Here is a 15,480-nt window from a genome sequence, read left to right on the forward strand (position 1 = left end):
GTTCAGTTTTCAAGGAGCTTCGGTTGCCAGCAGCTCCGCTGCTTCCAACCGCCGTTGCCGTTACCGGCGACGCTTATATATGTTAACATAACAAAAATCGTTTGTCAACATATATTTTGTTTTTTATATCGCCGCCATTATGAGCAAGTCATTATGGTTAAGCGACTTTTATATAGTACCACGCCTCGAAAGGCATGTCAACGGCATAATGAGGTTTTACCTCAAAAAACTCGACTTGTTAATAAGCCTTCCCTCTGGCGTTCAGACGACCCGTTGAAGAGCCCGTTCCCAAGGGCGTTCAGAAGGGTCCAGGTGTTGTTACCTACGAGACTAGTCATGCGCCTGATGCAAGCTGGTTGAATAGCATCACTAGGCGGCCCGAGGAAGCGAGCGCAGGCTTTGTTACCTATAAGACTGACTTGCGACCTGTAGAACAAAAGCTTGATAGCATCAGTACATTCGCAGGTACGGCAAGCGAACTCCCGCAGGGTCATTGCGCAACTCTCGGCGCTTTAGCGCCGTTCGCCGCTCTCGGCCGTCCATGGCCTTCGCGGCACCTGAACGTCCTGTTCAATGGAGTTGGCGGCATACCCCTTGTGGGTGCCAACGGCCGAACGCTATTGCCATCCTTGGCGCGTTCGGCACTAGCGCATCCATGCGCGTCGCAGATGGCCCCCGTGCTTGAAGAGCCCGCCCGCTTACCAGAAGGTTTTTGGCATAATCCGTGTAATCTTCCGCACCGGATTCCCCATGCAATCGTACTCACCAATCTGTTCGGCAATCTCGGTAACTGCAGAGGTAGCAATCATAGGCAGTCCGAGCTGATGAGCTGCTTCGGCAATTCCCCGGGCCCCTTTTTGCACAATATCAACAGTAGTCTCTTCTGCCAAATGCGTATTATTTAAGAGAGCATCAACTCTTCCCAGGGTAGAAACATATTCGAGAATGTTCTCAACCGTTGAGGTAAAGGGCCTGGACATATTAATGACAGCAATAATTTTTAAGTATGGATTTTCGTCGGCGCCTTCGATAAGATTAAAGATACGGGCGCCGTGCACACCATAGCCAATATCCATAATAATGCTGCCCTTTCGTCTGAGCACCCAGCGCATAGATCCCATGATTACACTGCCTGCCTCACCGAGACCAACTGTATCGCGGGTTTCCCAGGCGACTACATCAAGACCCATGGCCTCTAACTCACGCTTGATGGGGCGAATGGTATAACAAGGCTCTACTGTATCCAAGTCGACAAGAGTAACTGCGTGTCCGGTCCGATGCAGTGCAATCGCCCGGTTAACTGCATTTTCGCTTTTGCCGCTGGCGTATTCGCCAACATAGGCTTCCACAATTGGCGCTATCACTGTCACATTTACACCCTCCTTGTCCCCATAAACGTAGTCCGCCTTCTTCACCGATAGTATAGCAAATGAATCAAGCAATAAATAGTTTAAAAATAATTAACAAGATAACCCCCGGTAGGCCAAGAAAGCCAACAATCAAAGCGGTAACCGCATTGATTGCGATCGTAAAGCCAAAATAGGCTCCCACCCAATTCAGTAGCCATAGTACGACGCCGCCGATCAACCCATTGTAGATCAGCTTGAACACTAATCGTATGGGCATCAACAAAACTCTGCCGATAATATACAGCAGAAGCAGACCAAAAGCGAAAGCGATGATTACATTGACATCTGGAAGGATTGGCATATAATCCCCTCCTAATAGGATTTGAAGTTTTAATTCATTCTTCTTACTAACTATTGTACCTGGAAAACACATCTCTGTCAGCGAAAACCAGCGTTACTTATGCAAATTCTATGTAACAAGGGGCAGAAAGTATGACGATTCGTCCAAAAAAAATAATAAGGGCCAACTATATGGCCCTTATTTTCGTTTCATCGATCGTCACGCGTAGGAAAAGGTGAGTGAGTAATCCCTTGTCGTCTAGCCTCTTTCAATAAATAGGCGTATTTCTTTTCCGCCGCCTGTATCTGATAGACAGCATGATCGACCAAATCAGGATCAGAGACATTATCATAATACCTCTGCGCCATCAGCCAGTCTTGACGGGCTGCTTCTACAATTTCAGATAAGTCTGCTTCATGGACTACCGGCAGCGTATCATTCGCTAACCAGTTCTCCGGATTCAGCAAGCTATTTAAATGTTCAAGCCACTTGGCCTTCATCGTCCATCCCTCCTATATATGGCTAGTATTTCCATATACAGAAGTTCATAAACTTAGACCAAAAAAATAAGAAATACCGTTAACCGCAGAGTACGCAGATTACGCAGAGGATCCCACAGAGGGCTACGTTCCCTTTGTGTACTCTACGCACCCTCTGTGCACTCTGCGGCTAAAGTTTCTATACGCTTTAAGAAAACATTATTCCATTTCTCGGCGATTTTCCAGTGCTTTAGAAAGTGTTACCTCATCGGCGAATTCCAGTTCACCGCCCATGGGGAGACCGTGACCAATGCGAGTCACGATTAGTCCAAGTGGTTTCAGCAATTTGGATAAATACATGGCTGTTGCTTCGCCCTCAACGTCAGGATTGGTCGCAAGAATAATTTCGGTAACCGAGCCTAAACGAATGCGGGTTAGCAGCTCTTTAATTCTGATCTGATCCGGTCCGACGCCGTCGAGTGGAGACAAGGCTCCGTGCAGAACGTGATACAGCCCCTTATATTCGCGGGTTCGCTCCATTGCAGCCACGTCCTGTGGCTCTTCTACCACGCAAATAAGGGAGCGGTCGCGATTCTCTCCCTTGCATATGTAACAAGGATCGGTATCTGTAAGAGCAAAGCACTGCGAGCAGTAGCCGATTTTTGTCTTCGCCTCGATAATCGACTGCGCGAACGCTTCTGCCTGTTGAGAATCGAGAGTTAGTATATGATAGGCTAACCTGGCAGCAGATTTCGGCCCAATTCCCGGCAATCGCCGGAAGTGCTCAATCAGCTTGACCAGAGGCGCGACATGCTGCATTACAGCATTCCGGGCGGCAGATTCAGACCGCCGGTCAGTTTCCCCATCTCCTGGTTCGTCATGTCATCAACCTTTTTAATTGCTTCATTGACAGCTGCCAATACGAGATCCTCTAGCATTTCAACATCCTCTGGATCCACTGCACTCGGGTTAATTTTAATCGACTGCAGCTGTTTTTCACCATTAATAACAACCTTGACAGCGCCACCGCCTGCGGTGGACTCCAATGTGCGTTTTTTCAATTCTTCCTGCGTCTTAGCCATCTCAGCCTGCAGCTTTTGCACCTTTTTCATCATTTGATTCATGTTGCCCATACCACCCATATTGCCAAACATATAATCAGGCCTCCTTATTCTTTTTCCAGTTTTATTACTTTTCCGCCAAATATCTCCTGCGCTTGCTTAACGATAGGCGGCGGTTCATCAATAGCCTTAGGCTGGGTCGACGCGACAATAGCCGCTTGGCTCTTTTCTTCGTTCAATATACATTGAATATGTACCGAATGGCCGGTTATCTTCAATAGAGCCTGTTCAATGATGGCACGATAATCATCTTTCTCTGTGCGTTCTTTCGAAAAGGGAACGGAAAAGCGTATAATAGCCAGTTTATCATCCAAAGATTCCAGATGCCCCTGCGATACACAAGCATGGACCATCCGTTTCCCGCCATTAATCAATTCCCGCAGCACAGCGTCCCAAACGCCCTTGGCAGGAGCGGTGCCTGAAGCCGGTGCAGCCGGCGCTACTGGGGTTTGCTTTATGGCCGCTTTTGGCGCGGTAGGCTTAGGCTGGGGTATTTCTTGGGCTGGGGAGACTGGAGTCAGGCTTGGACTTTGACTCACCCGAATAGATGTACCCGCGGCAAGTGCTTGCTCAAGGCGACTAATCCGCTCAGACATAGCTTGGATATCATCAGAAGCTTCCCGGCAAGCTGATAAAAGCGCCATTTCTGCCGTAATTCGTGGATCCGCCGACCATTTGGTTTCATTAATTGCCTCATGCAGCAATGAAATCCAGGCAGAGACTCGCGTATAACCAAAAGCTTCACCTTGTCTGCTAAGAGTCTCCTTGTCGCCAGTATAGGATTCAAGAGCCAAGTCAGGCGCTGCCAGGTGGAGCAACAAGCTGCGAGCATGTTGGACCAGTTCGGTTAGAATTTGTCTGACATCCCTACCTAGGCCGATTAATTCATCCAATGTTAATAGCGCATCAATAGTATTGCGGTTCGCTATTGCATCAGTTAAGCGCCAAACCCATTCATGACCGACCAGACCTAATGTACCCCGTACATCATCAACTGTCACCCGGTCGCCGCCAATCGCAGCACACTGATCAAGGATGCTGAGCGCATCCCGCATGCCGCCGTCAGCGTGAGCCGCTACCAGTTTTAGTGCTTCCGGTTCGACATTGAGCCCACTACCTTTAGCGACTGCAGCCAGGCGCGCCTCAATTTCCGAAAGAGCAATCCGCCGAAAATCGTATCGTTGACAGCGCGAATGGATGGTTGCAGGAATTTTGTGCGGCTCTGTGGTCGCGAGAATGAATACAACATGACCGGGTGGCTCTTCTAATGTTTTTAACAATGCGTTGAAGGCTTCGGTGGTTAACATATGCACTTCATCAATGATATATACTTTGTAACGACCATCGACAGGCGCAAACTTAACTGTCTCCCGCAAGTCACGTATCTCATCAATACCACGGTTGGATGCAGCATCAACCTCGAGCACATCCATTGATATCCCGGCAGTAATTTTGTCACAGTTAGGACACTGGTTGCAAGGCTGTGGTGTAGGCCCGTGGATACAATTTAGCGCCTTGGCGAGGATTTTCGCCGTAGAGGTCTTGCCTGTTCCCCTCGGCCCGGTAAACAAATACGCATGTGCAATCTTGCCGCTCGACAAGGCATTGGTCAGAGTAGCGCGAATATGATCCTGACCGATCAAATTTTCAAAGTCTTGCGGCCGCCATTGCCGATATAGCGCAACATAGGACATGCTGTTCACCCCCGAACTGATATATTCCACAAAAACCGTCATTTCCCTGCCAATGACGGGGTAGTTAAGAAAAAGGCGCGCACGATCTTTGAGAAACGAAAGAACCGTTTTTTAGCCGCAAAAACGGTTAAAGTGGGCGCATAGCGCCTGCGCGAGGGTTCCGCAGGGGAACGATGCGCATAACATGCGTATAATATTTTTCTTCGTTCCCGCTTTAACCGCAGGCGCGCAGCGCCCTTCGCGTTACTTTAACCGGCCAATCACATTCTCTTTTATCGTTTTAAAAAGCTTAAACTTTCTAGTATATGCAAAAAAAGCAGCCTGCAATCGGCTGCTAAATAACTTCTTTAGGCTTTTCGCGTCGGGCTACGGTAAGAATCAGGCACCCTCGCGGCACATGAGAGTTGTCACTTACCGTTGCTTCCTTCCGGACCTGGCGGGGTTCATGAGTTCCCATTGCGCAAGACCCAACTCCTACCGTAGCCCGGCACGAAAAACTGTGAAAATATGGCGGAGAGAGAGGGATTCGAACCCTCGGTACCTTTTGAGTACACACGCTTTCCAGGCGTGCTCCTTCAACCGCTCGGACATCTCTCCGTACGTATCAAACAAGTGAATTTACTTGCTCAGAACAAAAAATATTATACCGTGCCAATGGCTCGTTGTCAATAGAACGGTGAATGTATTATTTCCCACAAACATACTAATTGACCATACTTCGTTATAAGACAAGCTGTTGCGACGGTTTTGGAGAAGCAGGGAGCACCGCTCCAATCAGATACGTAAAAAAGGAGGAAATTCACAAATTTGCTTATATTTAAAGAAGGGCAATTTGTGATTGATCGAGAATCAATAAGTATACTGTATTCACAATCCTATTTTGAAAGAAGGTATCGATCATGAGAAAACTTAAGACCATGGACGGCAATACGGCTGCGGCGCATATATCCTATGCGTTTACCGAAGTTGCTGCCATATTTCCCATCACTCCTTCGTCCCCAATGGCCGAAGGAGTGGATGAGTGGTCTGCTCAAGGCCGGAAAAACATCTTCGGCAATCCCGTACGGGTCGTCGAGATGCAGTCAGAGGCAGGCGCCGCGGGAGCGGTACACGGATCGTTGCAGGCAGGTGCGCTGACAAGCACTTACACAGCCTCGCAAGGTCTGTTGCTCATGATTCCCAATATGTACAAAATTGCCGGCGAACTGTTGCCTGGCGTATTCCATGTCAGTGCCAGGGCGCTTGCCGCTAACTCACTCAGCATTTTCGGCGACCACCAAGACGTCATGGCTGTCCGCCAAACTGGATTTGCCATGCTCGCTGAGAGCAGCGTGCAAGAAGTTATGGACTTAAGTGCAGTCGCTCACTTATCCGCGATCAAAGGCCGAGTACCTTTTGTCAATTTCTTTGACGGTTTTAGAACTTCCCACGAAGTACAAAAAATTGAAGTATTAGAATATGAGGAGCTGGGCAAGCTTGTTGACCGGGAAGCACTCGAAGCATTTCGAGCTAACGCTTTAACACCGGATCACCCTGTTGTCCGTGGGACAGCGCAAAACCCGGACATTTATTTCCAAGAACGCGAAGTTAGCAACCGCTTCTATCAAGCCATTCCCGACATGGTCGAAGAATATATGGGCGAACTCAGCAAGCTTACCGGTCGCGAATACCACTTGTTCAATTACTATGGCGCGCCAGATGCCGAGCGCCTCATCATTGCCATGGGCTCAGTCTGTGACACTATCGAAGAAACTGTCCGCTACATGAACGCGCAGGGAGAAAAAGTTGGCCTGTTAGTGGTTCATCTCTATCGCCCCTTCTCGCTGGAGCACTTCTTCAAATATATTCCTCAGACAGTGAAAAAAATTGCCGTTCTCGATCGGACAAAAGAGCCAGGCGCAATCGGCGAGCCTCTTTACCTGGACGTACAGAGCGCCTTCTATACAAAAGACGTCAGGCCGGTCATCGTCGGCGGACGCTATGGTTTGGGCTCGAAAGAAGTACTGCCTTCGCAAATTCTTGCTGTCTTTGACAACCTGAAGTTAGAGCAACCTAAAAATGGCTTTACGATTGGCATTGTTGATGATGTCACCGGACTATCGCTTGCCGACGGGCAAGATATCGACATCACGCCTAAAGGAACCAAGTCCTGCAAATTCTGGGGACTAGGCTCTGACGGCACGGTTGGCGCCAATAAAAGCGCTATCAAAATCATTGGCGATCATACCGACATGTATGCGCAGGCCTATTTTTCCTATGATTCCAAGAAATCAGGCGGCATCACCGTGTCACATCTACGTTTCGGTAATCAACCGATTAAAGCACCGTATTTGATCAACAAGGCTGATTTTGTCGCTTGCCACAACCAGTCCTATGTCGACAAATACAATGTTCTCGACGGTTTGAAAACAGGCGGAACCTTCCTGCTAAACTGCGTTTGGAGCAGCGAAGAACTGGAAGAAAAGCTACCAGCCGCTATGAAGCGATACATTGCTGACAAAAAAATCAACTTCTACACCATTGATGCCGTAAAGATCGCCCAAGAGATTGGTCTGGGCGGCCGGATCAATATGATTATGCAATCAGCCTTTTTCGCACTAGCACAGATTATCCCAGCAGCAGACGCGAGTAAATACCTGAAGGATGCAGTGGAGAAATCGTACGGCAATAAAGGCCAAGCGATTGTCGCCATGAATAATGCCGCCATTGATTTAGGAGTTTCCGCTGCTGTCAAAATCAGCGTACCAGCTTCCTGGAGCGAAGCCCTAGACCAAGCCGCTGCGACGGTTGATGTTCCTGGCTTTATTGCTGATATCCTCGTTCCGATGAACCGTCAGGAAGGCGATAAACTGCCGGTCAGCGCCTTCACCGGCATGGAGGACGGCACCTTCCCCAGTGGTACCAGCGCTTACGAAAAACGCGGCATTGCTATCGATGTGCCGGAATGGCAGCCAGAGCATTGCATTCAGTGTAACCAATGCGCCTTTGTCTGCCCCCATGCCTCCATTCGCCCAGCACTACTGAATGCTGACGAAGCGCAAGCCGCGCCTGAAGGCTTTGTGACTAAGCCGGCTGTCGGCATTAAAGATCTTTCCTTCCATATCGCCGTCTCCCCACTTGACTGCGCCGGCTGCGGTAACTGTGCTCAAGTGTGCCCAGCCAAACAAAAAGCACTCGTTATGAAACCACTTGCAACCCAGTTGGAGAGAACTGCACACTGGGACTATGCAGTTCAGGTTTCACCGAAAGCCAACCCATTGAATAAGCAAACCGTAAAGGGCAGCCAGTTTGAACAACCGTTGCTTGAATTCTCCGGTGCTTGCGCCGGTTGCGGCGAAACGCCGTATGCCAAGCTGATCACTCAGTTGTTCGGTGACCGGATGATGATTGCCAATGCCACTGGTTGCACCTCGATTTGGGGCGCTAGCGCACCAAGCACACCGTATACCACCAATCACCGCGGCCATGGTCCTTCCTGGGCAAACTCATTGTTTGAAGACAATGCCGAATATGGTCTTGGTATGTTTGTGGGCGTAAAACAACTCCGTGATTCACTGGCTGAAGAAATACAAGCCGCTTGCAGCTTAGACATTAGCGCCGAGCTAAAAGCCGGTTTGGAAGATTGGCTGGCAAACAAAGACAACAGTGTCAATACCCGTGAACGTGCTGACAAGCTAGTTGCTTTGTTAGAAGCCGCAGACCTTACTAACCCTGCATTGTCCGCCATTTACAAGAAAAAAGACCTGTTCGTCAAACGCTCCCACTGGATTTTTGGCGGCGACGGCTGGGCTTATGACATCGGCTACGGCGGTGTTGACCATGTTCTCGCCTCAGGCGAAGATGTCAATATCTTCGTATTTGACACTGAAGTGTACTCCAATACTGGCGGTCAGTCCTCGAAGGCTACTCCGACCGCAGCCATCGCCAAATTTGCCGCCAGCGGTAAACGCACCAAGAAAAAAGATCTCGGCATGATGGCAATGAGTTACGGCTATGTCTATGTCGCGCAAATTTGTATGGGCGCCGACAAGAACCAAGCCCTAAAAGCGATTGCCGAAGCAGAAGCATATCCAGGACCATCCCTCATCATTGCCTACTCGCCTTGCATCAACCACGGCCTAAAAGCCGGTATGGGCAATAGCCAGTTAGAAGCTAAAAAAGCTGTCGAATCTGGCTACTGGGCAATGTATCGCTTCAATCCGACTCTAAAAGATCAAGGCAAGAACCCCTTTAGCCTGGATTCGAAAGAGCCGACTAGCGACTTCAAAGAATTTCTCATGGGCGAAGTACGCTACTCTTCCCTCAAGAAGCAATATCCGGAGCAAGCAGACGCCTTGTTTGACAAGACTGCTAAAGACGCTACCGAACGCCTGGCCTCGTATAAGAGACTGGCAAAAGCTGAAGCCTAGTCCATAGCGAAAATAGCCCTTATCGGATAAACCGATAAGGGCTATTTCTCTAAGAGAGCTCAGGATATGATAGCACGAACGCCACTAGCGGCACTATGGACGACTAATCCCTCCACCTTCTTCTATGAGACGTGGGCGAAGTGATTGAAATGAAATATCCTGCGGATATGAAATAATTTGCTGCGCAAATGGTGAAATATTGCGGTTCAAACCGCAATTGTGAAATGAAATCCGCCTGCCAACTCTTATGCACAGCAGTGCATTTCATACGGCTTTGCCGTATTTCACCGCTCAGCGATTTCACCTGCCGGCAGGCGGATTTCATTGAAAAACCCTCTGAAATTATAATAATTTCAGAGGGTTTTTCTTGGCGGAGGAGGTGGGATTCGAACCCACGGACGGTTGCCCGTCACCTGATTTCGAGTCAGGCTCGTTATAGCCACTTCGATACTCCTCCAAGTGTAAATATGCATTTTTACTCTGGTTGCGATTTGCGGCGCATACGAAAAAACTGTTTCATAATCGCCGAGCATTCATCAGCACGAACCCCAGCGGTTACTTGCAGACTATGGTTAAGTGCTTGATGTTGAGTCACATTAAACACCGACTCCACAGCGCCCGCTTTATAATCAGCACTGCCGTATACCAAGCGGTCAACCCGGCTCATTACCAACCCGCCAGCACACATGGGACACGGTTCTATAGTAACATAAAGCGTGCTTCCGGTCAAACGCCAACGTTTAAGTTTCTCACATGCCTGACGGATAACAATCATTTCAGCGTGCGCCGTCGCGTCATGCCAAGTCTCGCGCATGTTGTGAGCTGAGGCGATCACTTCGCCATCAAGCGTCAGAATAGCGCCAATTGGCACTTCGCCTAGCTGATATGCCTTTTCGGCTTGCTCAAGAGCTAGCCCCATGAAGTAGCTGTCATCATTCATCTGTCTACACCAATCGTTTTCATCGACATTGATAGATACAAACGGCAGATTATATTTTATCACACGCATGCCACATTATGCAACTAGGTTTTGACACTAGGTTTTATCTGCCTTCCCTAATACCCTTACCTGTATCACTACGTAGGACTCTCACTCGCAGGAACTGCCCAAGTAGCTCGATGGCTATAACCAACAATAGAATAGCGAAAATCAGAGTTGACACTTCATGGTACATAAACAGCTTCATACTGATAATCAACTGGGTACCGATACCCCCGGCTCCCACAAATCCCAGAACAGTAGCAGAACGAAGGTTACATTCCCAGCGAAAAAGCGTATACGAAAGAAAGATCGATAAGCTCATGGGAAAACGGACAAATAGGAATTCTTGAAACTGGTTGCAACCACTTACTCGAGCAGTTTCTACTAACCGCAAATCCACCGCTTCGAACATCTCACCATACAGTTTGCCGAGAATACCAGTACTATGGGCAGCCAACGCTAGTATTCCCGGGAATGGACCTAATCCAACGGCAACGACAAATATGAGCGCCCACATGAGTTCTGGAATGCCCCGCAATAAGCCTAGCAGGGCACGCACAAAGTAGTAAACTAGCCACCGTAACGACCACTGAAGCTTCCCCAGTCGCCGAACATCAAACTCTTCCCCCTGCGGCCGGATCGCAACAACCGACAGAGGTAACGCAAATACAATGGCGAGAGCTGTCGACACAAGGGAAATCTCTACTGTTTCCCATAGTAACTTCAGTATTTGCCATAGAAATGGCGGACTTGTTTCCATCGGCCACAAGCCGGCAATAAAGCGTTGCACCGCTCTTACATTTTTAGGCTCTAATAACGTCCCAAAGGATACCCCCGTATCTAAGCCGCTATAAAAGATGCTGAGCAGCAGCCCTATGGCAATCAACCCATTTAACCAACCGGTCATTGAGGCAATCCCTCCTTGCTCCCGGTACTGGCCAACCGCGAATACCCGGCACTCTCAACAAATTTCTCGGGCGGGCCGTCAAAGCAGATACTTCCTTGCTCAAGCATTAAAATACGATCACAATACTTAATCGCATGATCGAGTTGGTGCAGATTCATTATCACAGTCTTACCCTGCAGCTTTAGCGATTGAAAGTTAACCAATATCAGGCTGGCGGTTGTGGGGTCGACAGAAGCAATTGGCTCATCGGCAAGGAAAATATCTGCTTGGCTATAAAGTGCTCTGGCTATAGCAACTCGCTGCTGTTGCCCACCCGATAATTCCTGACAACGTTCGCTAATCTTATCATCAATATTCAATTTCTCTAATATCTCTCGAATCTCGCCAGTTTCCCTCGCAGGCATCGCCATACGGCGGATTGTTTCATACCATGAGGCGCCCGCTAAGCGACCAAGAATCACATTACGTCTGACATCCAAACAGGGTATAACGTTATGATTCTGATAAACAGTAGCTATTCGCCCGCGTAGTTTACGCAGTTCTCCCCGAGTTACCGTACTCATATCGATACCAAAGAGAGTAAGGCCGCCGCCTGTCGGAAAGATTGCACCACACAGCAAACGCATAAGAGTGGTTTTACCAACTCCACTTTGACCGACAACGCCTACAAACTCCCCTTCGCTTATCGTAAAGGAAGCCGACTTCAGCCCCTGGCCATTCGAATATATTTTTGATACATTGTTTGCTACAACCAATTTCATACTAATCACCCTTAAAAAGAAGGCAGGAGACCTCTCCTGCCTTCTTGCCTATTTTTTCGGGTTTAAGAGACCAAGACGTTTTGCTTCCCGTTCGGCTTCAGCGTAATTGGCATCCGTTACCTTGGCAAATGCTGTCGCCCGCATGAGCTCAAGTACGGTAGGGTCCTGCATTGTGAGGAAGGCGTCAACAATTTTGGTTTCAAGCTGTTTATCAAAGCTGTCCCGTACAACCCAAGGATACCCTTCGACCAAGTGTTTTTCAAGCACTCTGATCTTCGCTTTATCCACAGTTCCCTTTGCGATAAGGCGATTTAAGATACGACCTTCGATACCGCCGGCATCTACTGTTGCATTTTGAACAGCTTGAGCAGTGGCATCATGACCGCCACTATACACCACATGCTTGAAATCATCCGGCACCTTAATTCCCGCTTTATCCAACATGACCCGTGGGTAAAGCGAGCCTGACGTAGAGCTAATGTCGCCAAAGGCGAATACCTTACCTTTAAGCTCTGCCACTGATTTACTATCTTTTTCAGTCGGCGCGATAATTAAGCTATAGTATTTCGTGGTATTCGTTTCTTGGTCAATTTCGGTTACGATGGGATGGATTTTTGCGCGTTGCTTAGCTTGAACATATGTAAGTCCACCGAAATACGCAACATCGAGCTTATCATTGGCCATCGCCTCAACAACACCTGCGTAGTCAGTTGCAACAAACAATTCCACCGGCATATTTATTTTCTCAGACAAATATTTGCGAAACGGCTCATATTGCGCTTTTATTTTGTCAGGAGCTTGATTGGGAACCAACCCAACTCTAAGCACCTCTTGTTTGGCTTTGTCCGCTTTCTTCGCGTCGGTTCCGCCGCAGCCAGCGAGTACAAAAATGGCGAATACTATAAATAGTAATACAGTAAATAACTTCTTGTTCAAACTAAATCCCTCACTCTTTATTTTTTCACTAATTTAGTGTATGGCGATAGCAGCAAATAGTCAATAGAAAAAATCTATTACTTTTATAGATAAAATCTAAAGTCAATTAGAGACAACAAAGCCCCGAGCGCTCTGCCGCCTTCATCTTTGCCGCCTGATTATTGGTGGAGATGTTCTGCAAGACAATGACATCACCTTCCATCTCCTGACTTCGGGGATATGGATGATCTTGCGACTGCCGTCCCGCAAGCAGGATCTCTGGCGTTCACCCTAGCAGCCAGTTTCAATAGATTTGCATTAGATTTTACAGCTTCTGCAGTAGGCCTCAGCAGCCAAGCAGGAACTTTCTAATTGGTGTCAGAATTTATCATTAAATGACGAATGAAGGAGGCACAACCTATGTACGATTATTTTAAAGTATTTATAAATAATGTACTTGATTATCTGGATGAAGGTGTCTACTTCACTGATTTAAACAAGAATATTCTCTATTGGAATAGCGGTGCTGAAACTATCACCGGCTATCGATTAGATGAAATCGCCATGCAAAAGTGCTGTCAAGTCATATCTCATACCAATATTAACGGCGAGCAGCTTTGTGACAAACAATGCCTAAGCACAAAAGTTATTGAAGAAGGAAAACTACAAGAAAACTTTATGTTTATTGTCCATAAAGAGGGGCATCTCGTTCCTGTCACGATCAGAACCTTCCCCGTCCATGATAAAGACGGCGAAATTACGGGCTTCATTGAATTAATCTCCGATAATTCTCGTCAAAAGCTCGGGCAGGATAAGGTGGGCGCTTTAACTAAAGCTGCCTATATTGACTCTCTTTCTGAGTTATTCAGTAAGCAATATATCGAAAATAGACTGCAAGCAATGCTGACGGAAGCGCCTGAAAAGAGGAAAGCGTTTAGCATCCTATATATCAACATTACTGGTTTTCGAGCGATTAATGAGGTGTATGGCGTTTCAAGAGCCGATAGGCTGCTGAAAATGGTCGCAAAGAAGTTGTCCACCGGTATTAGTTTTCCCAGCATTATCGGGAGGTGGCATGGAGCAAGCTTTATTGCCGTTGTGGAAACCACCAATAAGAGTCTGCTCCTGCTTCTGGCAGGTAAATTAAAAACGCTCATTTCTGAAGCTGACTTTTCCGTTGGCGAGGAGACTATACCCATTAAGGTGTCGGTCGGTTACGCAATCTCGCAAAGTTATGACACGCTAGACTACATCATAGAGCGCGCTACTAAGGCTTCCCTTGATGAAAAAGAAACAGAGGAGCCGCAAACGAGTAAAGTCGCACCCGCTATAAATAATCAACAGAAAAATCGCTTTCACTCTATCAGATCAAACCGGTGATCACATTATTATTGTTTAACCCAGAATAAAACAAACTAGGAGGCCGGGGGTTGTGTAAAAACACAGCCCCCGGCCTCCTAGTTTATATCTCGGCTTACAAATCGCGATCGGCAAAGGAAGCCTCGGGCTGGGGCTTTACCAATTCTTCGGCTCGCGTTAGAGCAAAATATTGAACGGCGGCGACGAGAATCAGCGCTACGCCAATCAGATAAATGCTACTATAGTTAGAGGCTTGATATGCAGAAGGTTTCGCTGATTCGTGTCCGCAAGCCGCATTGTTCAATAGTCATTCAAATGGTCTGGCGGACGAATGGCTATCTGTCGCCTGCCGTCACACATTTACTGTCCTATGCGGAGAATAACCTACGTTTAAGCGAATAGAAAAGATGCCCACGCTTTGCTAAGAAACAAGAGACTTCAAGAGCCCTATGACTCTTGAAGTCTCTTTAACCTTCTTATGGTGCTCCTGCGAGGGCATGACCCCTCTTAAGTTAAGTTACTTGGTAAAATACATACTCTTTCCTTGTTTCGATTCGCTTCGTATCTAAGCTTAGCCTCCTCAAATACCGCCTTTTCATGATCTGTTGTAAGTTCTAAAGAAGGCACAGGCATTGGATGCCCGCCAGCATTTATGGCTACCATCGAAAATAATGCTGTTAAAGCACAATTTGACGATTTCTCCTTATAAAGATCCTCCACGGACACGACAACTGAAACCTCCATAGAAGATTTTCCGACAAACGTCAAGTAGGCGTGGCAAGTTACTAAATTTCCGACATAAATCGGCTGATGGAATATAAGCTCATCTACCCTGGCTGTTACAACACTTGAACGGGCGTGTTTATGGGCAGCAACATACGCTGCATTATCCATCATCTTCATTATTTCTCCGCCATGAACATTTCCGGCAACGTTTGCTTGATGAGGAAGCATTACCATAGACATTGTTACAGTAGATTCTTGTATTGTTTTGCTTTTCATCTATTAATCCCCTTTTTCTGCTCCGTTGATCCGGTTACTAAGCTTACAGTATGTAGTCTTAGTTTGAATTCACTGGAATATACGAGGCCATTACGATACAAAGTTAACCTTGAAGCTGATGGTCTGGTTTCTATTAGTTCGCCAACGGACTCCAATGAGAAC

At 47.5% G+C, this 15,480-nt stretch carries 14 protein-coding genes, 2 tRNA genes and 1 other RNA gene; 3 read left to right on the top strand and 14 right to left on the bottom strand.

Features of this window, described 5'->3' with window-relative positions; all coding sequences use genetic code 11:
* Positions 1-698: 698 nt before the first annotated feature.
* The 8 genes from AXX12_RS02175 to AXX12_RS02210 all read right to left on the bottom strand — a co-directional run bounded on the left by AXX12_RS02175 (position 699) and on the right by AXX12_RS02210 (position 5,580).
* The gene (locus AXX12_RS02175; RefSeq protein ID WP_082816679.1) at positions 699-1,361 is read right to left on the bottom strand and encodes a hypothetical protein; all 663 of its coding nucleotides are present in this window, start codon (positions 1,359-1,361) and stop codon (positions 699-701) included.
* 73 nt (positions 1,362-1,434) lie between these two features.
* Positions 1,435-1,710, bottom strand: coding sequence for a pro-sigmaK processing inhibitor BofA family protein (locus AXX12_RS02180; protein WP_066237537.1), 276 nt, complete (start codon positions 1,708-1,710; stop codon positions 1,435-1,437).
* A gap of 188 nt (positions 1,711-1,898) precedes the next feature.
* Entirely contained in the window at positions 1,899-2,189 is a 291-nt protein-coding gene (locus AXX12_RS02185) for a YaaL family protein (protein WP_066237540.1), read from the bottom strand.
* A 198-nt stretch (positions 2,190-2,387) separates the two neighbouring features.
* Positions 2,388-2,987 carry a recombination mediator RecR gene (recR, locus tag AXX12_RS02190; protein ID WP_066237543.1) on the bottom strand — a complete coding sequence of 200 codons (600 nt, stop codon included), beginning with the start codon at positions 2,985-2,987 and terminating at the stop codon, positions 2,388-2,390.
* A complete protein-coding gene (locus tag AXX12_RS02195; RefSeq protein ID WP_066237546.1) occupies positions 2,987-3,322 on the bottom strand; it encodes a YbaB/EbfC family nucleoid-associated protein in 336 nt (111 codons plus the stop codon). The genes recR and AXX12_RS02195 overlap by 1 nt, the downstream gene beginning before the upstream one ends.
* 14 nt (positions 3,323-3,336) lie before the next feature.
* Complete coding sequence (gene dnaX, locus AXX12_RS02200; RefSeq protein WP_066237547.1) at positions 3,337-4,983, bottom strand: DNA polymerase III subunit gamma/tau; 1,647 nt, start codon at positions 4,981-4,983, stop codon at positions 3,337-3,339.
* 373 nt (positions 4,984-5,356) lie between these two features.
* Positions 5,357-5,456: signal recognition particle sRNA small type (ffs, locus tag AXX12_RS02205), an RNA gene on the bottom strand.
* 35 nt (positions 5,457-5,491) lie between these two features.
* Positions 5,492-5,580: transfer RNA gene (locus AXX12_RS02210), tRNA-Ser, on the bottom strand.
* Between the two features lie 302 nt (positions 5,581-5,882).
* Here AXX12_RS02210 and nifJ point away from each other — a divergent pair.
* Positions 5,883-9,392, top strand: a complete 3,510-nt coding sequence (gene nifJ / locus AXX12_RS02215) for a pyruvate:ferredoxin (flavodoxin) oxidoreductase (protein WP_066237551.1) — start codon at positions 5,883-5,885, stop codon at positions 9,390-9,392.
* A gap of 368 nt (positions 9,393-9,760) precedes the next feature.
* On the opposite strand, the gene AXX12_RS02220 is transcribed toward nifJ, so the two are convergent.
* The 5 genes from AXX12_RS02220 to phnD form a co-directional block, all read right to left on the bottom strand.
* Positions 9,761-9,849, bottom strand: a tRNA-Ser gene (locus tag AXX12_RS02220).
* 18 nt (positions 9,850-9,867) lie between these two features.
* A complete protein-coding gene (gene tadA, locus AXX12_RS02225) occupies positions 9,868-10,332 on the bottom strand; it encodes a tRNA adenosine(34) deaminase TadA (RefSeq protein ID WP_074431324.1) in 465 nt (154 codons plus the stop codon).
* A gap of 103 nt (positions 10,333-10,435) precedes the next feature.
* Positions 10,436-11,281, bottom strand: a complete 846-nt coding sequence (locus AXX12_RS02230; protein WP_082816657.1) for a PhnE/PtxC family ABC transporter permease — start codon at positions 11,279-11,281, stop codon at positions 10,436-10,438.
* Entirely contained in the window at positions 11,278-12,042 is a 765-nt protein-coding gene (locus AXX12_RS02235) for a phosphonate ABC transporter ATP-binding protein (protein WP_066237553.1), read from the bottom strand. Before AXX12_RS02235 ends, AXX12_RS02230 begins: the two co-directional genes overlap by 4 nt.
* A gap of 48 nt (positions 12,043-12,090) precedes the next feature.
* Positions 12,091-12,978, bottom strand: a complete 888-nt coding sequence (gene phnD, locus AXX12_RS02240; RefSeq protein ID WP_066237556.1) for a phosphate/phosphite/phosphonate ABC transporter substrate-binding protein — start codon at positions 12,976-12,978, stop codon at positions 12,091-12,093.
* Between the two features lie 399 nt (positions 12,979-13,377).
* Between phnD and AXX12_RS02245 the strand changes: the two genes are divergently transcribed.
* A complete protein-coding gene (locus AXX12_RS02245) occupies positions 13,378-14,337 on the top strand; it encodes a sensor domain-containing diguanylate cyclase (protein ID WP_066237559.1) in 960 nt (319 codons plus the stop codon).
* 237 nt (positions 14,338-14,574) lie between these two features.
* Complete coding sequence (locus AXX12_RS19140) at positions 14,575-14,718, top strand: hypothetical protein (protein ID WP_156478570.1); 144 nt, start codon at positions 14,575-14,577, stop codon at positions 14,716-14,718.
* 105 nt (positions 14,719-14,823) lie between these two features.
* Here AXX12_RS19140 and AXX12_RS02250 read toward each other — a convergent pair whose 3' ends face one another.
* Positions 14,824-15,318, bottom strand: coding sequence for an acyl-CoA thioesterase (locus tag AXX12_RS02250; protein ID WP_197470624.1), 495 nt, complete (start codon positions 15,316-15,318; stop codon positions 14,824-14,826).
* Positions 15,319-15,480 lie beyond the last annotated feature (162 nt).

The sequence above is a fragment of the Anaerosporomusa subterranea genome, from assembly GCF_001611555.1.
GTDB lineage: Bacteria > Bacillota > Negativicutes > Sporomusales > Acetonemataceae > Anaerosporomusa > Anaerosporomusa subterranea.